Origin of the sequence: uncultured Bacteroides sp. (assembly GCF_902491285.1) — a bacterium.
Classification (GTDB): Bacteria; Bacteroidota; Bacteroidia; order Bacteroidales; family Bacteroidaceae; genus Bacteroides.
The window spans coordinates 13499-39450 of sequence record NZ_CABUHK010000004.1 but is presented as its reverse complement, the minus strand read 5'-3'; the positions used below and the strand labels follow the sequence as shown (position 1 = coordinate 39450).

At 45.0% G+C, this 25952-nt stretch carries 18 protein-coding genes, 1 pseudogene and 1 riboswitch; of the genes and pseudogenes, 9 read left to right on the top strand and 10 right to left on the bottom strand.

Going from position 1 to position 25952, the window contains the following annotated elements:
• Window positions 1-3: 3 nt before the first annotated feature.
• From RDN93_RS01855 to RDN93_RS01830, 6 genes and pseudogenes are all read right to left on the bottom strand, one after another.
• On the bottom strand, window positions 4-3486 hold the full coding sequence (locus RDN93_RS01855; RefSeq protein ID WP_308743967.1) for an SUMF1/EgtB/PvdO family nonheme iron enzyme: 3483 nt from the start codon (window positions 3484-3486) through the stop codon (window positions 4-6).
• 45 nt (window positions 3487-3531) lie between these two features.
• Window positions 3532-4107 (bottom strand): annotated as a pseudogene (locus RDN93_RS01850) (hypothetical protein); the annotation flags it as partial.
• Between the two features lie 29 nt (window positions 4108-4136).
• A complete protein-coding gene (locus tag RDN93_RS01845; protein ID WP_308743966.1) occupies window positions 4137-5231 on the bottom strand; it encodes an endoribonuclease L-PSP in 1095 nt (364 codons plus the stop codon).
• 11 nt (window positions 5232-5242) lie between these two features.
• On the bottom strand, window positions 5243-7000 hold the full coding sequence (locus tag RDN93_RS01840; protein WP_308743965.1) for a YncE family protein: 1758 nt from the start codon (window positions 6998-7000) through the stop codon (window positions 5243-5245).
• Between the two features lie 29 nt (window positions 7001-7029).
• A complete protein-coding gene (locus RDN93_RS01835) occupies window positions 7030-7851 on the bottom strand; it encodes an IclR family transcriptional regulator (RefSeq protein WP_308743964.1) in 822 nt (273 codons plus the stop codon).
• A gap of 108 nt (window positions 7852-7959) precedes the next feature.
• Window positions 7960-8430: an Lrp/AsnC family transcriptional regulator gene (locus tag RDN93_RS01830; protein ID WP_308743963.1), complete on the bottom strand. Its 471-nt coding sequence runs from the start codon at window positions 8428-8430 to the stop codon at window positions 7960-7962.
• A gap of 177 nt (window positions 8431-8607) precedes the next feature.
• Here RDN93_RS01830 and RDN93_RS01825 point away from each other — a divergent pair, with 177 nt between their 5' ends.
• Together RDN93_RS01825 and RDN93_RS01820 are read left to right on the top strand one after the other, a co-directional pair.
• Window positions 8608-9894, top strand: coding sequence for an O-acetylhomoserine aminocarboxypropyltransferase/cysteine synthase (locus RDN93_RS01825; RefSeq protein WP_308743962.1), 1287 nt, complete (start codon window positions 8608-8610; stop codon window positions 9892-9894).
• Window positions 9895-9969: 75 nt separating this feature from the next.
• Window positions 9970-10209 carry a hypothetical protein gene (locus tag RDN93_RS01820; RefSeq protein WP_308743961.1) on the top strand — a complete coding sequence of 80 codons (240 nt, stop codon included), beginning with the start codon at window positions 9970-9972 and terminating at the stop codon, window positions 10207-10209.
• Between the two features lie 98 nt (window positions 10210-10307).
• Here the strand turns inward: RDN93_RS01820 and RDN93_RS01815 are convergent, their stop codons facing one another.
• The gene (locus RDN93_RS01815; protein WP_308743960.1) at window positions 10308-11219 is read right to left on the bottom strand and encodes a mechanosensitive ion channel domain-containing protein; all 912 of its coding nucleotides are present in this window, start codon (window positions 11217-11219) and stop codon (window positions 10308-10310) included.
• 128 nt (window positions 11220-11347) lie between these two features.
• Window positions 11348-11444: riboswitch (TPP riboswitch) on the top strand.
• Between RDN93_RS01815 and RDN93_RS01810 the strand changes: the two genes are divergently transcribed.
• Genes RDN93_RS01810 through RDN93_RS01800 form a run of 3 tightly spaced genes read left to right on the top strand, consistent with a single transcriptional unit; the run spans window position 11445 to window position 14978 of the window.
• On the top strand, window positions 11445-13730 hold the full coding sequence (locus RDN93_RS01810; RefSeq protein WP_308743959.1) for a TonB-dependent receptor domain-containing protein: 2286 nt from the start codon (window positions 11445-11447) through the stop codon (window positions 13728-13730). It begins immediately after the preceding riboswitch.
• Between the two features lie 13 nt (window positions 13731-13743).
• Window positions 13744-14355, top strand: coding sequence for a nicotinamide riboside transporter PnuC (pnuC, locus tag RDN93_RS01805; protein WP_308744025.1), 612 nt, complete (start codon window positions 13744-13746; stop codon window positions 14353-14355).
• Complete coding sequence (locus RDN93_RS01800) at window positions 14352-14978, top strand: thiamine diphosphokinase (RefSeq protein WP_308743958.1); 627 nt, start codon at window positions 14352-14354, stop codon at window positions 14976-14978. The genes pnuC and RDN93_RS01800 overlap by 4 nt, the downstream gene beginning before the upstream one ends.
• Before the next feature lie 173 nt (window positions 14979-15151).
• Here RDN93_RS01800 and thrC read toward each other — a convergent pair whose 3' ends face one another.
• Genes thrC through thrA form a run of 3 tightly spaced genes read right to left on the bottom strand, consistent with a single transcriptional unit; the run spans window position 15152 to window position 20118 of the window.
• Window positions 15152-16453: a threonine synthase gene (gene thrC, locus RDN93_RS01795; protein WP_308743957.1), complete on the bottom strand. Its 1302-nt coding sequence runs from the start codon at window positions 16451-16453 to the stop codon at window positions 15152-15154.
• An 11-nt stretch (window positions 16454-16464) separates the two neighbouring features.
• Entirely contained in the window at window positions 16465-17676 is a 1212-nt protein-coding gene (locus RDN93_RS01790; protein WP_308743956.1) for a cofactor-independent phosphoglycerate mutase, read from the bottom strand.
• 6 nt (window positions 17677-17682) lie between these two features.
• Complete coding sequence (gene thrA / locus RDN93_RS01785; protein ID WP_308743955.1) at window positions 17683-20118, bottom strand: bifunctional aspartate kinase/homoserine dehydrogenase I; 2436 nt, start codon at window positions 20116-20118, stop codon at window positions 17683-17685.
• 396 nt (window positions 20119-20514) lie between these two features.
• On the opposite strand from thrA, the gene RDN93_RS01780 reads away from it, so the two are divergent.
• The 4 genes from RDN93_RS01780 to RDN93_RS01765 all read left to right on the top strand — a co-directional run bounded on the left by RDN93_RS01780 (window position 20515) and on the right by RDN93_RS01765 (window position 25949).
• Window positions 20515-21552: an asparaginase gene (locus RDN93_RS01780; protein WP_308743954.1), complete on the top strand. Its 1038-nt coding sequence runs from the start codon at window positions 20515-20517 to the stop codon at window positions 21550-21552.
• Window positions 21553-21656: 104 nt separating this feature from the next.
• On the top strand, window positions 21657-22856 hold the full coding sequence (locus tag RDN93_RS01775; RefSeq protein ID WP_308743953.1) for an AAA family ATPase: 1200 nt from the start codon (window positions 21657-21659) through the stop codon (window positions 22854-22856).
• Window positions 22857-22868: 12 nt separating this feature from the next.
• The gene (radA, locus tag RDN93_RS01770) at window positions 22869-24236 is read left to right on the top strand and encodes a DNA repair protein RadA (protein WP_308743952.1); all 1368 of its coding nucleotides are present in this window, start codon (window positions 22869-22871) and stop codon (window positions 24234-24236) included.
• A gap of 60 nt (window positions 24237-24296) precedes the next feature.
• Window positions 24297-25949, top strand: a complete 1653-nt coding sequence (locus RDN93_RS01765; protein WP_308743951.1) for an FAD-dependent protein — start codon at window positions 24297-24299, stop codon at window positions 25947-25949.
• The last annotated feature ends 3 nt before the right edge of the window (window positions 25950-25952 follow it).

The window sequence follows — 25952 nt, the reverse complement described above, 5'->3', positions numbered from 1 at the left end:
CAATTAATCTTCGATAATGACACGGAAACCGACATTGAATACACATTGGTAAGGATAGAATCCTTTACGTGAGTATGCAGTGGAATATTGGGGCCGTTCAATGTACGAACCGCCACGAACCACTTTATATTCGGAGACCTTCTTCGTATTTTCTTTATATGGATAAGGAACATAATCCGAACGCGTCCATTCGGCAACATTGCCATGCATACAGTATAAACCGAACGGATTAGCTTCGTATTTCTTTCCTCCTACCTGCACCAAGCTGCCATCATCCACACCGACAGCCTTGGGAAGAAACGTATAATACTTATACCAAGACGAATTGGGTGACATCGGTTGCGGATCGACCCCACTCACCGCAAACTTGTTCGTTGTCACATCAGCCAGATTATCTTTCCTGCCAAAATCTGCATTTAAATCACCAAACCAGAAAGCCTGGTCGCTACCTCCACGACAAGCCCATTCCCATTGCGCTTCGGTTGGAAGCGTAATCGTCAGCCCGGTCTTCCGGCTCAATATCCTGCAATATTCCATCGCATCATTATAGCTTACCCGAATGACGGGTTGTTCGGGTTTATTGGCAGGATAGCCCGGCACCACATGATCTTTCCACTGCTGGTCCACATAACGGCTGTCATGTTGCGGGAATATAGCGTTATACTGCTGGTTAGTCACTTCCAATTCACCCATCCAGAATGCTTTATCTATCTTCACTTTAGTAGCAGGACAAGCATCCGGTTCACCTTGATAACTCCCCATAACAAACTCACCCGCCGGAATACGTACAAACGTCATCCGAACTCCCGGAGCGATTTCTATCACCTTACTGGTCACTTTCTCACCGGCCAACATCTCCTTTACTTTATCCGGAGTAAACGGCCATCCTTTTGCCCGCGGGCTTTTTTCTTTCACCGGTTTCATCTTCTCCGGCATCACCGGTTCTATTTCACCTTTATTTTTCAGTTGACCGGCATAATCGGCTATTTCCTTCTTCCAGTCCACTCCGGCCCCACAAGCATATTTATCGGTCAGTTGCTTACGACGTTCTATCTGGTCATATCCCTGATAAGGAAACGATGTCAGAACATTGGCATTGAAATACCCCTTGTCGGGAGCATTATAGTCAATCCAGTTATATATTTTCCTCCATTCCGCATCCGTCAGCCGCACATTATAATGTCCTTTCTTCAAAAGACGAACCAGTTCGCTGGTATTCGGGTGATATTCATAAGGGTTAAGTACCACCATATCACCTTCACCTCCCTGACGATGCACATACGGATGAAGATTGAGGTAAGATGTTCCATACCCTTTCTTATCCTTCTTGCCTCCACGCAGGTCGAATGCTTTTCCTTCACCGTTATGACAGGCGATGCAGGCACGGTCCAAAATCGGCTGTATTTCCAAATCAAAGGTAAACGAACGGGTACCGCCTTCAGGGGGAGTCAAAGCATGCGGTGCTTTTTGCGAAGCAATCACACGTTTCGGTATGACAACTTGATTCTGGTCTTCATGGCATCCTACACAAGAGACAATCTCTCCCGGTTGTCCGGTCAGCCAACTACGCATCCACTGCACAGCCACTCCGTCCTTATCCAACGGCTGGATAGAAACCGGAGTATTGGCAGGTATCTTAAAGATAACCGATCCGTCTTCCTCCACCGGAACGGTTCCCAGCATACGTTTTATATCCCACCCCGACTGGATACCATGCCAGTTATGATCGGATTGTGTCTGTACATAAGCATATTCATAAGCGTGCAAACGAAGTGACTTCACTGTTCCGCGCGGAATACCCTTCAACCCTTCGCCTTCATAAATATCTTGTATAAAGACGGTCGCCTGCTTTTCCTCCAGTTTCACCCGGTCAGGAATGGCAGGAGGAGCTATCGTTTTACGAACGGCTATCGGACTGATATATCCTTCTCCTTCCATCTTATGCAGACAAGTTACATTATCAAATTTATCCACCAGATATATACCCCACAAATCATTCTTGTCCAACTTTGCCGCAACCAGAAAATAAGTATCGTTGAGCGGAGAGGGTTTAATAAACTGCGGCCATACATCGTCTACCAATCTATCTTTTACTTCCTCAACGATGGGACGGTTGCGGAAAGGTATTTCCTGCAACATACCGGCAGCTCCTTTACGCGCTTTAGCCGGGTCGAACAGGATAAGACGGCCTGAACGCGCTACTCCGTGATGTCCCGAAATTATACCGACAAAAGCGGAACTATAACCGGGCAAAGGCTGTATGTCAAATGTACTGTTGGGAAACATCGATCCACTGCCGTACAACGCTTTCTGCTCTGTACCGTCGGGATTCATGCTCATCACTATACGGGTGTAATAGTGTGTCAGATCTGTGTATTCCCAACGAGTGTACATCACACGACCATTATTCATTATCACCGGATTCCAGTTGGCATCCTGATCGAAAGTCAAGCGACGCAGTTTTTTATTCTCCGGTGTATAAAGCACCATATTCCCGACCGGGTCACTCCCATTGACACAAGGAACGCCCTGATAACCTATGTTCGAATTGGCGATAATACGGCCGTCCGGCAGATAAGTTCCGTCATAAAATTCCAGGTCCGGTTCCGGATTATCAATCAGTTTCTTACAACTGCCACCATTCAGTTTTACCTCAAATACATTCCAGCGATTATCAGGCATAGTTTGGGTAAACATCGCACGTTCTCCATCCCAATGCAACCTCAAATCAGCAATAGAAGAAGTATTGGCAGGTTTATAAACGGAACGTACCTGCACATCACCACGCAGATTGGTTAACTCAACAAGCTCTGCATCAAAACCTTTCCGGCGGGCCGATTCCTGATTACTCCAGTTGTTCGACTGCGTACCAAGCTCAGGAGCCATTGCCTTGCGGTCTCTGTTGCCCAACTTATAACGGACGGTCAATACCTTATCTCCATCCAATAAAGGATTAGCCAACAAAATAGCACGCTTATTGGCAATTGCCTTTTCTGCATTTGCCAGAACAGCCTCATCGCCGCTATACACATTACCGAATCCTTGTTTCACCTGCTGCTCCAGTTCAGTCAATACAGACAGATACCTTACGGCATCAAAACCCTGTAACCGCTTCATATCATCATAAGCCAGACGAACAGCCTCCATATTCAGCCATTTCAGTTCGTTCTGTAAGAAGAGCATACGTTGTATCTTCTTATAAAGTTCCTGATATCCGGCCACTTGGTTTTCTACTTTCCTTTCTGCCTCAATTTGTTGAACTGTATTCTTCACGTAAGAAGCGTCTTTCAGATAAGCAGCCGATTTCAAGACGAGCTCGCGCCCGGTAGAAGCATCAACAGGTTTCTCCGACGAAGTTCTATTCATCGAAACAGTTTTTTGTTTTACAGAAGCATTCATTTTTGTACTTCTTTGCTGAGCCGTGACTGTAGAAACCAGCAAAGAAGATACTAAAAACGAAATTAATACGCGATACTTGTTTATCATGGTGGATTATTTAAGTCGAATCTACACTAATTCGAAATATTCAATTTATAATGCAGCCGTCGGATGAGTGAAACGCAACCCGGCATTATCATGGTAGTTTGCCCATTCACAAACAACAGCACCCTCCGGCCCCGCCATCATGAAATGAAAAGTTTCCATCTCCTTCAAACGCAGGATATCTCCTACTTTCTGTATTACACAATTCTTGCTTCTGACGGGACCATGCTTTGCCGGAACCGGAGGAGCATCCGGAGTTTCCTCTCCTACTTCCGAAAAATTGTAAACCCATCCTTTCTCTACCATCCATGACTCATGCTTTGCCGGAAAATCCGTTTTGACATGAGCATGTTCAGGAATCATCTGCCCCGGAAGTAAATAAATGGCATGAGCAAAATAACCGTAATCCGGATCATTTATCCAGAAAACACCTCCCATACCTACATTTTCAAAATCCCCCAGGCCAAAGTCCGTCACCCACATATTTTCAGCCATAAACCTGGTAAAAGGGATATTATAGAAAACAAACATTTCCTTCATTGCCTTTATAGCAGTCTCTTGTTGAAATACGCCGTCTTTATAAAAATCGGCATTAGTGTACTTTTTCATATCAGTCATCGTTTTATCTGTTAGTATTAATATAATCTCCGTATCTATTTCATCGCTATCCCCTCTATCTCAATCAACAGCTCTTCCCTGCATACTCCGGCCTGCAAAAAGGAAACAGGAATATTCAGTCCATAACTCTCAATCCCTCTCTTTGCTTCGTCATAGTCCGACTCATTCTTCAGGTAAACACGCAGCATCATTAAACGGGCGTCGTCTATTAATTGAGCGATATTCTCCATTGTTATCTGCAACTGACGCTCCAAACCTACTCCCTTCAGACTTTCTTCTCCCCTGATTGCGGCCGTTCCGGAAATATATACCAGACGCCGGCCATGAAAAGTCATGCTCTTGGCACGTTCAAATTTCGGGGTAGTCTTCTTCTGCCGGGCTTCTTCGAGTACCTGTTCGGAATAGGCATGAGCGGCAACCTGCAACTTATTGTCAATAGGAGTAACAAAAGCATCAGGAGTGTAAAGCATTGCTGCATCCACGTCAATCAAAACCCCTCCCCGACTCATGCCGATACCTGTAGCGGCAGGGTATCCCTTCGACCAGTCATTTCCCGCATAAAACGCCGTACGTACATTATTAAACGACTGGTAATGTTGTCCGGTTTCGTCATATCCGGTTATTTGTTCTATATAATTCCATTGCCGAACAATGTTGCCGACCAAAAAAGATTCTTTATCCAAGACTCCTTTCAACTGCCGGAAAGCTTCCACTGACCGTTGCTCCATATCCTTATATGCCTCATCGCCTTGAAATCCGCTGGCAAAAAGGAAACGTCCCGATTCATTTTCGACCAATACATAAGGAAGGTTCTCATACTGACGATAAAAGACCCGTTCATCGGCATCGGGGAGATAACTATGTACTTCCATTACCAGCGATGCGTTCAGCACCGGTTGTAAAACATAGCTAAACGCCGGTTCACAATCTCCGAAAAACGCACGTACCTTTGTCCTGAGCATCCGCCGTTGAGCAACATATTCCTCTCCTGAAACAGGCACGCCGAATAAAACCAAACGTAACACTGTTCCTTTCTTGGGCATCCGGGACAATAAATCGTCTATCATAGCCGGGAAATCCGCCGCAGAGGCAGTCAAATGAGAATAATGTATTTTATCACAATAGTTCATAAACCTGCTACTTAAAGTGAATTTACATATTCGGTCAATTCTTCAATTTCTTTTTTTGAAACCTTCCTGTCAATTCCATGCTTGTGAACTTCGAATACTTCCTGCATTGTTTCAGCACGCCCGTCAAACAAATAAGGAGCTGTACGCCAACATTCCACCAGCGTAGGTGTATCCCAGCCTTTCTCAAACTCTATATCTTCACCAATCCGATGCATTTTCATATCGGTGTACAAAGGTCCGCTATGACATTCACCGCATTTCAGTTTTTCAAAGACTTTTCTTCCCGCTTTAGCTTTTTCCGACAACTCTCCGTTTATCAAGTACGGGCTGGAAACCGGACGCAAAGATCTCATATACGCATCCACACACTCGGCCATATCTTCTTCGGGTTCATAAAACTGAATATACCGGAATCCTGCACGTACGGCGACTTCGGCTTTCGCACGAATCCCCGAAATCATGTTAGGAGGTGTCACATGACTATAAAGCAAGCTCTTGCAGTTTTTAGGATTACCCACCCCGTCATTCATCAAGTCCCAGTTCATACCGTCCGTACGGCCATCTCCGGGGTGACATCCGTTACAACTTTGCCAACCTTGATAACAATGCCCCGCGTCATTGAAATATTTCTCTCCTTTTTGTTCTTTTGTCTCGGTACGCCCTACATTCATAGTGACGGCAGTTACCGACAACGTATTCACATCCACTATATTTAATATATCGGCAAAATATGTAGGAATAATCAATTTATTATTTGAGACAAGAAAATTACGCGGACCGTTGCCCTGTAAAGGTATCCTCTTACGAAGGCCATAGAGAAAAGTCAGGTCGTAGTCCAAACGGCTTTTGTCCTCACAACGCTGGAATTTATCCAGCATCCGGGGATGGTCGATAACACTTACCTCGTGCGTTCCGCTATGAGTTATGTAGACATACCTCTCATCACAGGCAATGCCCCATACACCGGCGGCCCCCCGGTCGGGTTCGTCCACCAATACGGCACCTTCAAACTCCTGCTTTTCCACATCGATGATGCTAAAAGCACTTGTATTCATCCACCCTTGCTGCAATTGCGAAGTAGGTACCATAAAACGTCCTAAATTATGCGATACATAAATATATTTACCATCGGGAGTAATGCACATATCCCGCAAAGCATTACTGCCATTCGCCAGTTGGATGTCTTTCACCTTAGTGAAACTTCTCATATCAATTACCGATACACAAGCAGCCACTATATTCAGGTCAGCCCGTTGCGCCGGCAAGAAGTTTGCTACAAACATATACCGTCCGTCTTTACTGAATATGGCAGACCTTGGTTCACGCAAGACCTTCACATTTCTTACCACCTTACATGCTACGGGATCTATCTCGCTTACCGTATTGGCAAACTGGTTACACACATATATATGCTTCTTGTCCGCAGCAAATAGAGGGTAACAAGCTCCCGAACCGACAGGAATCACAGTTTCCACTTGTCCCGACTTCAACGACAGCACCTCCAGTTGCCCGGTTTTCCCGAAAGTAGTCACATACGCCTTATCTCCATCAAGCAGCAGCCCTGTGGGAGTTTCTTTGAACGGATACGAGCGCAGCAGTTTTTTCCCGTCAGCAGCAAAAACATCCAGCCGCTTTGTTCCTTTTTGAGTCATCAACAATTCGCCTTTTCCATTGACGGCAGTACCTGTAGTAAAGAAAGGCGGATTTCCGGCCATAACCATGGATATGCCACAACCAAGAAGACAAATCAACAAAAAGTTCCTTATCATAGTATTCGGTGTTTTTATAGCGTTATTACTTAAATTCTTCTGTACCCCAGTCCGACAGATATTTGTCCGGCAATCTCTTTGACAATCAAGATAGTAGTACGTAACTGTTCTTCCGTCAGCCGGTCTTTGGGTCCCGAAATCCAAATAGAGCCACAAGGATATCCCGTATAATTCAGCACAGGCGCACCGACACAAATCACTCCGCTCAGTTCCTCTTCATTATCCAAAGCATATCCCTGCTGATAAACTTTTTCCAGTTCTTCCAGATACGCCTCCCGTGAAGTAATAGTACGTGAATTATAACGAGTGAAAGTCATATAAGAAAGATAACGGTTCCGGACAGTAACAGGCAGATAAGCCATAATTGCCTTTCCCGGTGCGGAACAATGCAGTTCAAAAGGTTTGCCTGGCGACAGGACAAAACAAAACGCATGATGTCCCCGTGCCTGTTCAATAAAAATGCCTTTTTCATCCCCCAATACACCAAAGCAGGCAGTCTCTTTCACCCTGTCTCTCAAATCACGCAAATGCGGCAGGACTGTTTCCAACAGATTATGCTCATTCAATGCACGGAAACCCAAAGTCAGCAATTTACGGGTCAACTTATATCGCCTGGTGTCTTCACTAAAAGAAAGATAATCCAATCGTACTAATGTATTCAAGATACGATAAGCGGTAGTCTGCGATATATCAAGCGCCAATTTGATTCCCTGCAGCGTTTCTCCTTCTGCCCGTGAAGAAAGATACTCTATCACTGCAATACCTTTTTCTAAATTAGGCACTTTATAATTATCGTCCGGTTTTTCCGGACTTTGCTCTGTGTTTTCCATATTTGGCAACATATTTTCCATATTTGAAATATCATTCCAGCTTTTGGATAAAAATAAAGATGTTGTTCCTAACTGGGATTACAGATATGTAAAAAGAAGTTAAGTGTGTTACATAACATATTTAGAACACTAAATATGTATTCCATACCGGTGTTTTACCTCAGCCATAACAAAGGTACTTTCCAATGAGCCAAGACTATCAATCGTCCCCAATACATTCAGAATAAACTCCTGATAATATTTCATATTGGGCGCATGAATCTTCAACAGATAATCATAGCTGCCCGATATATTATAACACTCGGTCACTTCGGGAATATCCTGTATGATTCGTGTAAACTCAGCCGCAATATCCCTGTTCAGCCGTCTGAGCTTCACGCTGCAAAATACCACAAATCCCTGATTCAACTTTTCCGCATCGAGTACGGCAATATACTTCTTTATATAACCGCCACTTTCGAGCCGTTTGAGACGTTCGAATACAGGGGTTGATGACAAACTCACCCGGGCAGCCAGCTCTTTGGTAGTCAGACGGGCATTCTCTTGCAAAGTACGAAGTATTTGCAAATCCACTTTATCCAGTTTCTCCAATGCACTCATAGAATAATATTCTTCTAAAAGGTAAAATTCAGGAATGAATCAAACCATTCATTCTGTACAACAGCACAAAAATAGTATTATTTTCTATATTTTCATCACATCTTGTTCGATTACTCCACCCGACATAACTTTGCAAGAAAATAGAAACGATTATTTAACTTCAAAAAACATACGATTATGGCAACAAGGAATTTACACTTCGAGACTTTACAGGTACATGTAGGACAGGAACAGGCAGACCCGGCAACTGATGCCCGTGCAGTACCTATTTACCAGACTACTTCTTATGTATTTCACAATTCGGCTCACGCAGCCGCCCGTTTCGGCCTGCAAGATCCAGGGAATATCTACGGTCGTCTGACTAACTCCACCCAAGGAGTTTTTGAACAACGCGTAGCCGCCCTTGAAGGAGGTGTAGCCGGTCTGGCAGTTGCTTCCGGTGCTGCCGCAATCACTTATGCATTCGAGAACATTACCCGCGCCGGTGACCATATTGTAGCAGCCAAGACTATCTATGGCGGAAGTTACAATCTATTGGCACATACCCTACCCAGCTATGGCATCACAACGACTTTTGTTGATCCGAGCGATTTATCCAACTTTGAAAAAGCTATCCAGGAGAATACCAAAGCGGTATTTATTGAGACATTAGGTAACCCGAATTCCAATATCATTGATATAGAAGCCGTATCCGAAATAGCTCACCGCCACAAGATTCCTTTGATTATAGACAATACATTCGGCACTCCTTATTTAATCCGTCCCATCGAACATGGAGCAGATATCGTGGTACATTCAGCAACAAAATTCATTGGCGGACACGGGTCATCACTAGGCGGAGTGATCGTCGATTCCGGCAAATTTGACTGGGTAGCTTCCGGCAAGTTCCCACAACTCACCGAACCGGATCCTTGCTATCACGGAGTACGCTTTGTAGATGCTGCCGGCCCAGCCGCTTACGCTGTCCGCATACGTGCCATTCTGCTGCGTGACACGGGAGCAACTATCAGCCCGTTCAACGCTTTTATCCTATTGCAAGGGCTGGAAACTCTCTCATTGCGTGTAGAACGTCATGTGGAAAACGCGCTGAAAGTCGTGAATTTCTTAAACAATCATCCGAAAGTAAAGAAAGTGAATCACCCGTCATTGCCCAATCATCCCGACCATGCATTATATCAGCGTTACTTCCCGAACGGTGCAAGTTCTATCTTTACTTTCGAAGTAAAGGGCGGACAGAAAGAGGCGCACCGTTTCATTGACAGTCTGGAGATATTCTCACTGCTTGCCAATGTTGCCGATGTGAAGTCGCTCGTGATTCATCCTGCAAGCACCACTCACTCACAACTAAATACACAGGAACTTGTCGAACAGGAAATTTATCCGGGCACTGTCCGCTTGTCTATCGGAACGGAACATATTGATGATTTGATTGCCGACCTGGAACAAGCTCTTGCCAAAATCTAAAATGCAGTAATTTGTGCATTGAACTTTCCGTCACTGTGAAACGTTATAACGATATAACATTAAAACATTGCAGCCATGGAAAAATATTTAATACACAGCAACGAACTGCATCTGATAGACGCAGAGAAAATCCATCAGGCCGTGGAGAAGATGGTGGAGTCACTCGATTTAGCCGCTGGTTCCACTACCAACTTTGACCTCTATCAAGTTGTGGGAGACTACTTTAAAAACCTTGAGAAAAGAAGGAAGATCAACCACGTATTGGGAATCAAAGAAGATAGATATGAACTGGCCGAAGACTTCGGTATCAGATAAAAGAAATTTTATTTAATCACACCAGACAAGTTTTTTATGACAAAAAGGAGAGAGCCCCACTTTCAGTGAAGCTCCCTCCTTTTTGTTATATGCAGTCATCAGTTACCCTGATGTACCGTAAGTTGCGGGAATGGGAAATTGATGCCTTTCTCATTAAAGGTTTCATAAATTGCCTTATTAATATCGAAATATACTCCCCAATAATCTCCACTGTTCACCCACACGCGAATCACTACATTCACGCTGCTGGCATCCAGTGCATGAAGAGCTATAAACGGAGCAGGCTTGTTCAGAATACGCGAATCGGCAACCAATATGTCACGGACAATTTGCTGTACCTTATTATAATCTTCGCCGTAGTCAATGCCGACAATCCATTCTATACGGCGGGTTACCTGCGTATTGTAGTTTGTCACCACTCCGCTACTCATAGCACCATTCGGTATATAGATTGTCTTATTGTCTCCTGTAGTCAGAATCGTGTGGAATATCTGGATTTCTTTCACCGTTCCGGAAACTCCCTGACTCTCAATCCAGTCGCCTACCTTATAAGGTTTGAACAGTAGCACAATCAGCCCGCCTGCAAAGTTCTGCAGATTGCCGGACAATGCCATACCTACAGCCACACCGGCAGAAGCCAGCAAAGCAGCAAACGAAGTTGTCTCCACTCCCAAAGCTCCCACTACCGAGATTATCAATAAGATAGTCAACAGAATGTTTACCAGACTCTTGACGAAAGTCTTGATACTGATATCCACTTTCCGTCTGTCCATCAGACGCCTGATAAACTTGTTGAGCATCGAAATTAGGAAGCGTCCCACAATGAAAACAAGCACCGCAATCAGAATACGTTCGCCAGCACGAATACCGAAATCTATCAGTTGCTGGGTTATAAGCGAGAGCTTATCCAATCCGTCCGCATTGGCTATCGCTTGTTCCACTAATTTATCTGCGACCACTTGCGTAGAATCCGCAACCTGCGTCGCTGTTGCTTGAAATAAGAGTAGCATAAAGAGATGTTATTAAAATGAATAATCTATTGTCTTGCAATTTCAACAAATTACAAAGTTATATTGTTTTTAGTAAATCTAAAAGTTTTTTTTGCTTTACTCCCGCCAAAACCGTAATTTTGTCACCGATTCACTGGTAGGGGTGCCTTAACATGACGGGCTGAGAACATACCCATAGAATCTGAACCGGGTAATGCCGGCGTAGAGAACTAATTAATAAGCAAGATGAAAAAAATTGGATTGATGGCCATCGCCTTATTGGGCGCAGGCATCACTGTTCATGCACAGACGAGTGCAAAGGATAGTATGAAAGTTGTAAACCTGCAAGAAGTGCAGGTAGTATCCACCCGTGCCACGGCAAAAACTCCGGTGGCATTTACCAACGTAAAAAGAGAGCAAATCAGCAAACAGAACTTCGGACAGGATATTCCTTTCCTTTTGTCTACCACTCCTTCCGTATTGACCACTTCGGACGCGGGAGCAGGCGTAGGATATACCACCATCCGCGTACGCGGAACAGATGCTACCCGCATCAATGTCACCGCCAACGGTATCCCGATGAACGATTCCGAAAGCCACGCCATCTTCTGGGTAAATACTCCCGACTTCGCTTCTTCCCTGGAAGATATGCAGATTCAACGGGGTGCCGGAACGTCTACCAACGGTTCGGGAGCATTCGGTGCCAGCATCAATATGCGTACACAGAGCATTTCTTCCAATCCTTACGCGGAAGTTTCCGGCTCTTACGGCTCGTTCAATACACATAAGGAAACGGTAAAAGTAGGAACCGGGCTGATTAATAAATACTGGGCATTCGACGCACGTCTCTCGAATATTCAGAGCGACGGCTACCGTGACCGTGCCTCATCGGACTTGAAATCGTATTTCGTACAAGGCGGTTATTTCGGTGAAAATACAACGATTAAGTTTATTACTTTCGGTGGAAAAGAAAAGACTTATCATGCTTGGGACGGCATCAGCAAAGAGCAGTTGGAGAACGACCGGACATACAACCCGAACGGAATCATCCTCGATGACAATATAGGAAAAGGAAATCCCATCGGTTTCTATGATGACCAAATGGATAATTACCGCCAAACGCACTATCAACTTTTGCTTAATCATATTTTCTCTCCGGCATGGAACCTGAATATTGCTTTCCATTATACCAATGGTTTCGGCTATTATCAAGAATACAAAAACGGACGCAGCCTGGAAGAATACGGATTGAAGCCTTTCTATCTCCCGGGCAATAGTGAGCCGCAGAAGAAAACGAATCTTGTCCGCCAAAAGTTAGTGGATAGCGACTTCGGCGGTGGTATCTTCTCATTGAATTATCAGAACGAGAAACTAAACGCTTCTTTCGGTGGTGGTCTGAACCGATACAGTAACGACCACTATGGAAAAGTGATATGGGTGAAAAACTACACTGAACAACTCGACCCTGAACATGAATATTATCGTAATAATGGTGGAAAGACGGACGGCAACATTTATCTGAAAGCTAATTATCAGCTAACCGGCGGATTAAGCGCTTATGCCGACCTGCAATATCGTTATATCCATTATACGATTGATGGAGATAACGATAAATGGGACTTCACCGCAACTCCTAAACGCCTGCAGCGGCTAGATATCAGGGAGAATTTCAGCTTCTTTAATCCCAAAGCAGGACTTTTTTGGCAAATCAATCCTAACCACAGTGCCTATGCATCTTTTTCTGTGGCACAGAAAGAGCCTACCCGTAATAACTATACGGACGGAATGTTCGACAAATATCCCACAGCGGAAAAGTTGCTGGATTATGAGTTAGGATACACTTATCGCAACGAATGGTTTACGGCAGGTGTCAATTTATATTATATGGACTATACCGACCAATTAGTATTGAACGGGAAAACCAATGATATAGGTGAAGCCATGGCGGAAAATGTGAAAGACAGTTACCGAATGGGAATCGAGTTGACGTTGGGCGCTAAATTCAACGACTGGTTACGTTGGGACATCAATGGAACATGGAGTAAAAACCGCATTAAGGATTATACGGGTTACGTATATGATGAAAGTCTGGTGAATGGAGAAATCGTTGATGACTTATGGACGCAGACAGCAATTAAAGGGGGAAACTCTCCTATCGCTTTCTCTCCTTCTTTTATAGGAAACAGCCTGATTACTCTCGGCAGCAACGGACTGGAAATTTCTCTCCAGTCTCAATATGTCAGCCGCCAGTATCTCGACAACTTCGGCACAAAGGAAAACTCGCTCGATGCCTATTTTGTCAACCATCTCAGTGCGTCGTATTCCTTTAAGACCCGTCACACAAAAGGAATTACCATAGGAGCTACCGTTTACAACCTGTTCGATACGAAATATGAAACGAACGGATACTCGCAAAGCGTTGCCCTTTACGAAAACGGAGATAAGACAAAGGCGTATGTGATAAAACACGACCCGCGCTTCTATCCGATGGCAGGCACAAATATACTGGCACATATTACTTTCCGTTTCTAAGCAGGTTTGAATGATGGAAATGAATTTCCTTGAAATATTCGGTACGATTGTCGGATTAGTCTACCTTTGGTTGGAATACCGAGCAAGTATCTATCTTTGGATAGCGGGAATTATCATGCCTGCTATCTATATCTTCGTATATTATAAAGCAGGATTGTATGCCGATTTCGGCATCAATATCTACTATCTGATAGCCGCTGTCTACGGCTGGTTCTTTTGGATGTGGGGACAACGGAAAGGTAAGCGGAATCAATCTGCCAATGATGGAACGGGCAATGATAAACCAAAAGCACTCCCTATCGTGCACATGCCGTGGAAATACTATCTTCCGCTTCTGCTGGTATTCATCGTTGCCTTTATCGGCATTGCCTGGATACTTATTGAATACACAGACAGCAATGTGCCCTGGCTGGATAGCTTCACCACGGCATTGAGCATTGTCGGCATGTGGATGCTGGCACGTAAATATATCGAGCAATGGTTCGCTTGGATACTTGTAGACATCGTTTGTTGCGGACTTTATATTTATAAAGACCTTTATTTTACCTCTGCTTTATACGGACTTTACTCCATTATAGCTATCTTTGGCTACTTTAAATGGAAAAAATTAATGAGCATACAATGATAAACGAACACTATACGCCCGAAGCCGTGATATTGGCTAACGGTGAATATCCCACTCACCCCCTTCCTTTGCGAATGTTGGAAGAAGCCAAATTCGTAGCATGTTGTGATGGCGCAGCCAATGAATATATTTCCCGTGGATATACTCCGGACGTAATTATCGGTGACGGAGACTCCCTTTCACCAGAAAACAAAACACGCTTTTCAAACATTATTCACCAAATAGCCGACCAGGAAACGAACGATCAAACCAAGGCTGTTCACTTCCTGCGAGAAAAAGGCTACCGGAAAATTGCCATCATCGGTGCTACCGGAAAACGGGAAGACCATACATTAGGAAATATCAGTTTGCTGCTGGAATATATGAAAAGCGGCATGGAAGTACGGACTATTACAGATTACGGAGTATTTATTCCGGCAAGTGGCACACAGACTTTCGTTTCTCACGCGGGGCAGCAAGTATCCATTATCAATTTCGGAGCTAAAGGATTGAAAGGAGAAGGATTGGTTTATCCACTTAGCGACTTTACGAATTGGTGGCAAGGAACTCTTAATGAGGCTACAAACGATCGTTTTACCATTCAGTGCACGGGAGAGTATTTAGTATTTCTAACTTCTATATAAACCGATATTTATTCTCAAGCTATCCTCATCACTATGAGAAAAAATTCTCACTGCGATGAGAAAAAATACTCATAGTGATGAGATTTTTTTCTCATTGCGGTGAGAATCATTCTTTCATTGCAATAGACTGACAACACTTCACATTACTCTGTGCAACAGTCTGTTAAGATGGGCTATAGCGAAAGTAGATACCTCTTGAAGTCTGCAAAGTCTTTTGTCATTTGAAGGCTCTTCTTCTCACCTTTCATAAACTCCTGCAATTTGGCAGGTATTTCCACCGTTTCACCAATGATACTTTCTACTGTTTCGAGGAACTTGGCAGGATGGGCTGTTTCGAGGAATACCCCTGTTTCGCCCGGTTGTAAACCTTCTGCCAATGCACGATAGCCACATGCACCATGAGGGTCGAGCAGATAATGATGTTCTTTCCAAGTTTCTTTCACAGTTTCACGGATTTGTTCGTCGGTATAGGTAGTTCCCGAAATCTCGGCGGAGATAGCGGCATGAGAACCTTTATACAAATCGAGTACACGGGCAAAGTTGCTCGGGTCGCCTACGTCCATGGCATTAGCGATGGTTGCGATAGATGGACGCGGGTTGTATTCGCCTGTTTGCAGATATTGGTAGAATATATCGTTACGGTTGTTAGCCGCAATGAAACGCTTCACGGGTAGTCCCATTTTCTTACCGAACAGACCGGCAGTGATGTTTCCGAAGTTTCCGCTAGGAACGCAGATTACTGCATTGTCAGCTTTTCCGGCACGCTTCAACTGAGCGTAAGCATAGAAATAATAAAATGCTTGCGGCAGGAAACGGGCGACGTTGATAGAATTGGCGGAAGTCAGGGAAAGATGTTCGTTCAATTCCTTGTCCATGAAAGCCGATTTTACCAGTGCCTGGCAATCATCGAATGTTCCGTTCACTTCGAGGGCGGTAATATTCTGTCCTAATGTGGTGAATTGTTTTTCCTGTATTTCACTGACTTTTCCTTTCGGATACAATACATATACATGGATACCTTCTACTCCCAAGAAACCATTAGCCACCGCACTTCCCGTATCACCGGAAGTAGCTACCAGCACATTGACGTTTTTCTGCCCTTCTTTCTTAATGAAATAACCAAGCAGACGTGCCATAAAACGGCCGCCTACGTCTTTGAAAGCCAATGTAGGGCCGTGGAAAAGTTCGAGTGAATAGATATTCTCCGATACCTTCACCAAAGGCACATCGAAACTCAATGTATCATATACAATCTGTTTCAACGTATCAGCAGGAACATCCTCACCGAAGAAAGCATCGGCTACACGATAAGCAATCTCTTGGAAGGATAAACTTTCAATCGAATCGTAAAAATCTTGTGGAAGCGGTTTGATGGACATAGGCATAAACAGCCCTTTGTCGGCAGCAAGACCTTTCACCACTGCTTCTTGCAGTGAAGCATTAGGTGCTTGCTTATTTGTACTATAATAAATCATAATCGGATGCGTTATTTCTTCATGAACTCTTTTATAAACTCGTCTTCTTTCAGCAGACCGTAGCTACCGCTACAAGCCGCTACTTCGTCATACGTCTGCACCTCGTCCGGTTCAATGCCCGGATACCAGATAAGGAACGGAATAGGGTCGGCAGTATGCGTACGAAGTTCGCAGGGCGTAGGATGGTCGGGCAATACGGCTATCGCTACCGGCTCGTCCCAGTCTTTCACTGCTTCGTAGATAGGGCCTACGGCACGTTTATCGAGATTCTCGATAGTCAGGAGTTTCAGGTCGACGTCTCCTTCGTGTCCCGCCTCATCGCTGGCTTCGATATGCAGATAGACAAAATCATCTGTCTTCAGGGCTTCCAAGGCGGCAGCTACTTTGTTTTCATAATTTGTATTGTAAAGTCCGGTGGCTCCCTCTACTGCGATGCGGCGTAAGCCTGCATAGTAACCGATTCCATTTATCAAATCGACTGCCGAGATAACCGCTCCTCTCTTCACTTGCGGGAATGTTTCGGAGAAGACAGGCATTTGCGGACGATAACCGGGACTCCAAGGCCAAATACTGTTTGCAGGGTCTTTGCCTTCTGCTATACGTTTCAGATTCAACGGATGGTCTTTCAACAATTCCTGTGATTTCAGAATCAAGTCATTAATCAAATCTACCGTCTCCTGCGCTTCCGGCACTAATGGCTTCACCATCAGCGGACGGAAAGGTTTCAAAGGCACATCGTGCGGCGGGGTGCAGTCCAGTTCTTTGTTCCCCCCTTTGATAACCAATAAATGGCGATATTGAACTCCCGTATGGAAACGTACGCGGTCATTGCCCAGTTTCTCTTGCAGGTATTGGATTAATACATCCGCCTCTTCCGTAGAGATATGTCCCGAAGAGTGATTCTTCAGAATCTCCCCTTCCACACAAATCAGGTTGCAACGCATCGCCATCTCTCCCGGTTGCAGGTCTACACCGATGCTCGCCGCTTCCAGCGGTCCGCGACCCTCGTACACTTTCGGAAGATCATATCCCAATACGGACATATTGGCCACCTCACTGCCCGGATGAAACCCTTCGGCTACGGTATTCAACCGTCCGACACGTCCCATACGGGCCAATTTATCCATGTAAGGCGTCTTTGCATATTGCAGGAGCGTCTTGTCCCCTAATGACTTCACCGGCCAGTCGGCCATACCGTCTCCCAATATGATAATATGTTTCATAAGGCATTAAACGTTTGCGATGCTCATAATATCGGCAAATACTCCGGCAGCAGTTACACCTGCACCGGCACCGTATCCCTGAATCATCATCGGATATTCTTTATAACGTTCTGTAGTCAGCAGGATGATATTGTTGCTGCCTTCCAGACCGTAGAACGGATGGTTGGATCCTACTTCCTGCAAGCCGACAGAGGCTTTCCCATTCTCCAGTTTGGCAACGAAACGCCAGTGTTTATTCTCTTTTTCGAGTACTTGGCGACGGGCTTCAAAGTCAGCGTCAAGGCTCGGCACCCGTTTCCAGAAGTCATCCAAAGAACCCTCGAAGAAATCGTTCGGAACAAAGAGATTCTTCTCTACATCTTCCTGCTCGATGCGGTATCCGGCTTCGCGTGCGAGAATCACCAGTTTGCGGATGACGTCTTTACCGCTGAGGTCGATACGTGGGTCGGGTTCGGAATAACGTTCTTCCTGCGCCATCTTGATGGTACGGCTGAAAGGGATATCGGCACTGATCTTATTAAAGATGTAGTTCAATGTACCCGAAAGTACGGCTTCAATCTTCAGAATCTTGTCGCCACTATGAATCAAGTCGTTGATTGTATTAATAATCGGAAGTCCCGCACCTACGTTTGTTTCGAACAGATACTTCACGCCACGTTGGCGGGCAATCGTTTTCAGGTCGCGGTAGTTCTCGTAAGCCGAAGAAGCGGCAATCTTGTTGGCGGCTACCACGGAGATATTGTGTTCCAGCAAATCCTTGTAAAGCGATGCAATGTCGGGACTTGCCGTACAGTCTACAAATACGGAGTTGAAGATGTTCATGCTGACTATCTCGTCACGGATAGTCTGCAAGTTGCTGTCTTTTCCTTTCTCTTTCAGTTCTTCGCGGAAATTGGCCAGGTCGAACCCTTCACGGCTGAACATCGCTTTGGCTGCATCAATGATACCTACCACATGAAGTTTCAACCCGTTCTCCATCATCAGCTTTTGTTGCTGGCAACGAATCTGTTCCACCAGGCTGCCGCCTACCGTACCGATACCACAGATAAAAAGGTTCAATACCTGATATTCGGACAGGAAGAAAGAGTCATGAATGACGTTCAGCGATTTGCGCAAGGATTTGAAATCGACTACAAAAGAGATATTCGTTTCCGAAGCTCCCTGTGCACAAGCGATTACATTGATACCGTTACGTCCCAGCGTACCGAAGAGCTTACCTGCGATACCCGGTGTATGTTTCATGTTCTCACCTACGATAGCAACCGTAGCCAGGTTTCTTTCCGCAAGAATCGGAGAGATTTCGCCCATTTCGATTTCTTTGGCAAATTCTTCGTTCAGCACTTCGCAAGCCAGGTCGGCATCGGCATTGCGCACACCGATGGAAGTACTGTTTTCCGATGAAGCCTGAGATACGAGGAACACACTGATTCCGTTCTTTGCCAATGCTTTAAAGATACGGTAGTTGACACCGATTACACCTACCATACCGAGTCCCTGAACGGTAATCAGGCTCGTATCATTGATGGAAGAAATACCTTTAATGGCTTTGCAATGCGGATTGGAAACTTCCTGTTTGATGATGGTTCCCACTCCGTCGGGATTGAATGTGTTCTTTATTATAATAGGTATATTCTTGTGGCATACCGGATAGATGGTCGGCGGATAAACCACTTTCGCACCGAAGTTGCAAAGTTCGGTCGCTTCCACGTAAGTCAGTTCGGCAATCGTGTAAGCCGTCGAGATAACACGCGGGTCGGCAGTCATAAAGCCGTCTACATCCGTCCATATCTCCAGGCTATTAGCGTCGAGTGCTGCGGCAATAATGGCAGCCGTATAGTCGGAACCGCCACGACCGAGGTTCGTCACATCTCCCGATGTCTTGTCGGAGGAGATGAATCCGGGCACCAACGCCACTTTCGGAAGTGAACCGAAAGCCTCCTTCACCAACTTATTCGTCAGTTCCGCATCCAGCGTATGTTTATTATGTTTCTTTTCTGTCTTGATAAAAGTGCGCGAATCGAACCATTCCGCCCCCTCAATCAGTTCGGCAACGATAATGGAAGAAAGGCGTTCTCCATAGCTGACGATTGTATCCGATGTTTTCGGGGAAAGGTCTTTAATCAGGTAGATTCCTTGGAAAATGTCTTTCAGTTCGTTCAGCAGTTCGCCAATCTGACGTTGCAACGACGTTTGCTTTTCTCCGGCGGGAATCACTTCTTTAATCATTTCCACATGGCGGTAAACGATTTCGCGGAACTCGCCTTCATAGGCCGAATCTCCCGCTGCCGCCATCTTCGATGTGTTTATCAATTTGTCAGTGATGCCCCCCAATGCGGAAACAACTACAATTACCGGCTCTTTAGCCGACTCTACGATTCTCTTTACGCTTAAAATGCTGTTCACGGAACCTACGGACGTTCCGCCGAATTTCATTACTTTCATGAAGATACTTATTTAAATGCAATGTCCTGTGTATGGTTTTACAGAACGATTGGTTGTTTACGAATAAAATTGAATTTGAATTTTGCCTGCCTATACAGGCGTGAATCACGTAGATACACAAAACTATCCATCAACCCCTAAGGGTCATGGTACACATCGATGTGACTGTATGTGGATAGTACTTCATCATAGTCCTGTTTCTACTCTTGTTTTTGATAAGTGTCGCAAAAGTAATAATAAAAACGTTCAATCTATCACTTTTTCCCGTTTTTTTCTGATAAAAAGAATATTGCGCGTTCTTTCCGCCTTGTAATTCCTCTTCACTTTTATGACATTTTGCTATTAATATATCATTTATATTATTATATTTGCGAAGACGAACGCAGAAATCAGCTTATGAACCCGCAAAAAACTTCCGTATTGTTAATATACACCGGTGGAACAATTGGAATGATTGAGAACACCGTGACAGGTGCATTGGAGAATTTCAATTTCGAACAACTCCAAAAGCATGTCCCCGAACTGCAGAAATTCAATTTCCCGATTGATACGTATCAGTTCGACCCGCCTATGGACTCTTCGGACATGGAACCGGATATGTGGCGGAAGCTGGTTCATATTATCCATGAGAACTACGACCGCTATCAGGGCTTTGTCATCCTGCATGGCACGGACACGATGGCATACACTGCTTCCGCACTCAGTTTTATGCTGGAAGGATTGGACAAGCCTGTTATCCTGACAGGTTCCCAACTTCCTATCGGGGTACTTCGCACGGACGGAAAAGAAAATCTGATGACGAGCATAGAGATTGCCACCGCCCAGAATAAAGAGGGAAAAGCACTTGTACCGGAAGTCTGCATCTTCTTTGAGAATCATCTGATGCGGGGAAACCGCACGACAAAGATGAATGCCGAGAACTTCAACGCATTCCGGTCTTTCAATTATCCGGTGCTGGCGGAAGCGGGGATTCATATTAAATATAATAATGTACAGATTCATGTGAACGGGGAAGAACGGGAACTGAAACCGCATTATTTATTGGACACGAACGTGGTGGTATTGAAGCTATTCCCCGGAATTCAGGAGAATGTGGTAGCCGCCACTTTAGATATAGAAGGACTGAAAGCCGTTATACTCGAAACCTATGGTTCGGGCAACGCTCCCCGGAAAGAATGGTTTATCCGACGGCTTTGCCAGGCCAGTGCACGCGGCATTGTAATTGTCAATGTGACGCAATGCAACGCGGGAATGGTAGAGATGGAGCGTTACGAAACGGGATACCAGTTATTGCAGGCAGGCGTTGTCTCCGGTTATGACAGTACAACTGAGTCGGCTGTCACCAAATTAATGTTCTTGTTGGGACACGGATATACGCCGGATGAGGTGCGCGACCGGATGAACCGGTCGATGGCGGGCGAGATTACTCTGTAAATCCCCCTATTTGTTTTATGTATTGAACAGATTTTCTATGAATTTGTTTTGCGCGTTGAACAAATTATGCCTATTTTTGTATTCCATAGAAAACAGATAAAGGTATGGATACACTAATTAGAAGATATAAAAGGCTACTGGGAGCTACCTCTACCACTTATATCAGAAGCTTGATGGATACAATCAACTGGGACAACCGCCTGATTGCTATCCGTGGAGCCCGTGGAGTCGGGAAAACAACTTTAATGCTTCAATACTTGAAACTTCATTATGCCGATGACAGCCAAAGTGCCTTATATACGAGTTTGGACAGTTTGTATTTCACCCAACATACTCTTAGCGAACTTGCCGAACAGTTTTACCTGAAAGGCGGAAAATGCCTGTTTTTGGATGAAGTCCACAAATATCCGTCCTGGAGTAAGGAAATCAAAAACATATATGATGAATTTCCTGAGCTGAAAATAGTATTCACCGGTTCTTCCTTACTTCAACTTCTGAATGCGGAAGCCGATTTGTCCCGCCGATGTATATCGTACAATATGCAGGGACTCTCTTATCGTGAATATCTGATATTGTACCATCAAATCCATATCCGCCCATACACACTGGAAGAAATACTGGATAACAGCGACGGAATCTGCAATGAAGTAAATTCCCGATGCCGGCCTCTTGCTTATTTTGAAGATTATCTGAAACATGGATATTATCCTTTTTACCTGGAAGGGAATGCAGAGTATTATACACGTATCGAAAATATAACGAACCTGATACTTGAAATCGAACTTCCCCAACAATGTGGTGTGGATATCAGTAACGTACGAAAATTAAAAAGCCTCCTGGGAATTCTCTCTTCCGAAGTGCCTTTTATGGTAGATATTACCAAACTTTCCGCCATGGCAGAACTTTCACGGACTACCATCCTTGCCTATTTGCAATACCTGGACAGGGCTAAACTGATTCACCTGCTTTATTCGGATAATGATTCTATCAAGAAACTGCAAAAACCGGATAAGATTTATATGGAAAATACCAACTTACTTTATGCATTGACCTTTAAAGATGTAAACAAAGGTACATTGAGAGAGGTATTTATGGTAAACCAGCTCTCTTATCAACATCGGGTAGAATACTGTACCCGCAGTGCGGACTATACGATAGATAGCAGATACACAATAGAAGTTGGCGGTAAGAGTAAAGATGGAAAACAGATAGCCAATAGCAAACAGGCATTTATTGCCGCAGATGATATTGAATATTCAGCCGGAAACAAGATTCCACTCTGGGCATTCGGATTTTTATATTAATGGAGAAAGAAAATGGCAAAAGAAAAAACCGTATATGTATGCAGTAACTGCGGACAAGACTCACCGAAATGGGTAGGTAAATGTCCGTCGTGTGGAGAATGGAATACGTATGTAGAAGAAATCGTACGGAAAGAACCGGCCAACCGCCGACCGGTGTCGGGCATTGAGACGCAGAAACCCAAACCTGTTATCCTCAGCGAAATAGAATCGGACGATGAACCACGTATCGATATGCACGATAATGAACTGAACCGTGTGTTGGGGGGCGGTCTTGTACAGGGGTCCCTGGTCCTGATAGGCGGTGAGCCGGGAATCGGGAAATCGACACTTGTCATGCAGACCGTACTGCACATGCCGGAGAAGAAGATTCTCTATGTATCCGGCGAAGAAAGCGCACGGCAACTGAAACTTCGTGCCGACCGCCTTTCCGGTGTTTCCAGCGATTGCCTTATCGTCTGTGAGACTTCACTCGAACAGATTTATGTGCATATCAAGAACACAAATCCCGATTTGGTCATCATCGACTCTATACAGACTATTTCTACTGAGAGTATTGAATCATCTCCGGGAAGTATCGCACAAGTAAGAGAATGCTCCGCTTCCATTCTCCGTTTTGCCAAAGAGACGCATACCCCCGTATTGCTTATCGGACATATCAATAAGGAAGGAAGCATCGCAGGCCCCAAAGTACTGGAGCATATCGTCGATACCGTTCTCCAGTTTGAAGGCGACCAACATTATATGTACCGTATTCTGCGCAGCATCAAGAACCGTTTCGGCAGTACGGCCGAATTGGGCATTTATGAAATGCGACAGGACGGGTTGCGCCAAGTAAGCAATCCTTCGGAATTATTGCTAAGCCAAGACCACGAGGGAATGAGCGGAGTAGCCATCGCTTCTGCCATTGAAGGGATACGCCCGTTCCTGATTGAGACACAGGCTTTGGTAAGTTCCGCCGTTTATGGAAATCCTCAACGTTCGGCAACCGGTTTCGATTTGAGAAGAATGAATATGCTTCTCGCCGTTCTCGAAAAGCGTGTAGGCTTCAAACTTGCACAAAAAGACGTATTCCTGAATATCGCCGGCGGACTGAAAGTGAACGACCCTGCTATCGACCTGCCGGTTATCAGCGCCATTCTTTCTTCAAATATGGACGCGGCTATCGAACCGGAAGTCTGTATGGCGGGAGAAATCGGGCTTTCGGGCGAAATCCGCCCCGTGAACAGGATAGAACAACGTATCGGAGAAGCTGAGAAATTAGGCTTCAAGCGTTTCCTGTTACCGAAATATAATTTGCAGGGCATCGATACGCAAAAGTTAAAGATAGAATTAGTACCTGTGAGAAAGGTAGAAGAGGCGTTCAGAGCCTTATTCGGATAAGAGATTGATTTTTTATACATCAGTTTTATCCATTTTATAATCAAAAACAACAAGAATCAGATGATACAAGAATACCAACTCCGCGTCCTTCCCGAAATCGCAGCAAACGAACAACGGTTGAAAAAATACCTTTCTGAAGAAAAAGGCATAAACCCACATACTATCAATGCCACCCGAATTCTGAAGCGGAGCATCGATGCGCGCCAACGGACTGTATTTGTCAATCTGAAGGTACAGGTTTACATCAATGAGATGCCCAAAGATGACGAATACGAACATACCATATATAATAATGTGGAAGGAAAGCCGCAGGTCATTGTAGTAGGCGCAGGACCCGGCGGATTATTTGCAGCTTTGCGCCTTATCGAACTAGGTTTGCGCCCGATTATCGTAGAACGGGGAAAAGATGTACGCGAACGGAAAAAGGATTTAGCACAAATCAGCAGGGAGCATACAGTAAATCCGGAATCGAATTACAGCTTTGGTGAAGGGGGTGCAGGAGCTTATTCGGACGGAAAACTATACACCCGCAGCAAGAAAAGAGGAAATGTAGATAAGATACTGAATGTATTTTGCCAACATGGAGCGTCCACATCGATATTGGCAGATGCACATCCGCATATCGGAACAGATAAGCTGCCACGTGTCATTGAGAGTATGCGGAATACAATCATCGAATGTGGCGGTGAAGTCCATTTCGAGACTCGGATGGATGCACTAATTATCGAGAACAACGAAATAAAAGGCATCGAGACGAATACGGGAAAAACATTTCTCGGCCCTGTCATCCTGGCTACAGGACATTCGGCAAGAGATGTTTACCGTTGGCTGGCAGCAAACGATGTCACAATCGAAGCCAAAGGAATTGCTGTCGGTGTCCGTCTGGAACATCCGGCAATGCTGATTGACCAGATACAATATCATAACAAGAACGGAAGAGGAAAATACCTGCCCGCTGCCGAATATAGTTTCGTGACCCAAGCGGAAGGCAGAGGGGTGTACAGTTTCTGTATGTGCCCCGGCGGATTTATCGTCCCTGCCGCCAGCGGACCGGAACAAGTAGTAGTAAACGGTATGTCTCCTTCCAACCGTGGTTCACGTTGGAGCAACTCGGGAATGGTTGTAGAGATACAACCGGAAGATCTGATAAGTGAAAAGCAGAAAATTGAAAATGAAGAGTTGGCTGCGCGGCAGAAAGAACAACTACTTGCCCTTAACCCATCCCTAAGCAACTCGCAACTTTCAACTCTCAACTCCCAGCTTCTTCCCGTCCTTCATTTTCAGGAAGATTTGGAACGGCAGTGCTGGCTGCAAGGCGGCAGACGGCAGACGGCTCCGGCACAACGTATGCTGGATTTCACCCGTAAGAAATTAAGCTATGACTTGCCCGAATCTTCTTATGCCCCGGGATTGGTTTCTTCTCCGCTTCACTTCTGGATGCCGGAGTTTATCAGCAAAAGATTATCCCTCGGTTTCCAACAATTCGGACGTAGCAGTCATGGCTTCCTCACTAACGAGGCGGTGATGATTGGAGTAGAGACACGCACTTCTTCTCCTGTCCGCATCGTACGCGACAAAGAGACATTGCAGCACGTGACTGTACGCGGACTGTTCCCCTGCGGGGAAGGTGCAGGCTATGCCGGTGGCATTGTTTCTGCCGGAGTAGACGGCGAACGATGTGCAGAAGCGGTAGCTAACTATCTAAATCATTAATTA

What these genes read in the sequence shown, in the direction of transcription:
- RDN93_RS01840 (WP_308743965.1), bottom strand. Translation starts at nt 7,000, where the DNA reads ATGATAAGGAACTTTTTGTTGATTTGTCTTCTTGGTTGTGGCATATCC.
- pnuC (WP_308744025.1), top strand. Translation starts at nt 13,744, where the DNA reads ATGGAAATGAATTTCCTTGAAATATTCGGTACGATTGTCGGATTAGTC.
- RDN93_RS01775 (WP_308743953.1), top strand. Translation starts at nt 21,657, where the DNA reads ATGGATACACTAATTAGAAGATATAAAAGGCTACTGGGAGCTACCTCT.
- RDN93_RS01790 (WP_308743956.1), bottom strand. Translation starts at nt 17,676, where the DNA reads ATGAAACATATTATCATATTGGGAGACGGTATGGCCGACTGGCCGGTG.
- RDN93_RS01800 (WP_308743958.1), top strand. Translation starts at nt 14,352, where the DNA reads ATGATAAACGAACACTATACGCCCGAAGCCGTGATATTGGCTAACGGT.
- RDN93_RS01765 (WP_308743951.1), top strand. Translation starts at nt 24,297, where the DNA reads ATGATACAAGAATACCAACTCCGCGTCCTTCCCGAAATCGCAGCAAAC.
- thrA (WP_308743955.1), bottom strand. Translation starts at nt 20,118, where the DNA reads ATGAAAGTAATGAAATTCGGCGGAACGTCCGTAGGTTCCGTGAACAGC.
- RDN93_RS01830 (WP_308743963.1), bottom strand. Translation starts at nt 8,430, where the DNA reads ATGAGTGCATTGGAGAAACTGGATAAAGTGGATTTGCAAATACTTCGT.
- thrC (WP_308743957.1), bottom strand. Translation starts at nt 16,453, where the DNA reads ATGATTTATTATAGTACAAATAAGCAAGCACCTAATGCTTCACTGCAA.
- RDN93_RS01815 (WP_308743960.1), bottom strand. Translation starts at nt 11,219, where the DNA reads ATGCTACTCTTATTTCAAGCAACAGCGACGCAGGTTGCGGATTCTACG.
- RDN93_RS01825 (WP_308743962.1), top strand. Translation starts at nt 8,608, where the DNA reads ATGGCAACAAGGAATTTACACTTCGAGACTTTACAGGTACATGTAGGA.
- RDN93_RS01780 (WP_308743954.1), top strand. Translation starts at nt 20,515, where the DNA reads ATGAACCCGCAAAAAACTTCCGTATTGTTAATATACACCGGTGGAACA.
- RDN93_RS01820 (WP_308743961.1), top strand. Translation starts at nt 9,970, where the DNA reads ATGGAAAAATATTTAATACACAGCAACGAACTGCATCTGATAGACGCA.
- RDN93_RS01810 (WP_308743959.1), top strand. Translation starts at nt 11,445, where the DNA reads ATGAAAAAAATTGGATTGATGGCCATCGCCTTATTGGGCGCAGGCATC.
- RDN93_RS01845 (WP_308743966.1), bottom strand. Translation starts at nt 5,231, where the DNA reads ATGAACTATTGTGATAAAATACATTATTCTCATTTGACTGCCTCTGCG.
- RDN93_RS01835 (WP_308743964.1), bottom strand. Translation starts at nt 7,851, where the DNA reads ATGGAAAATATGTTGCCAAATATGGAAAACACAGAGCAAAGTCCGGAA.
- radA (WP_308743952.1), top strand. Translation starts at nt 22,869, where the DNA reads ATGGCAAAAGAAAAAACCGTATATGTATGCAGTAACTGCGGACAAGAC.
- RDN93_RS01855 (WP_308743967.1), bottom strand. Translation starts at nt 3,486, where the DNA reads ATGATAAACAAGTATCGCGTATTAATTTCGTTTTTAGTATCTTCTTTG.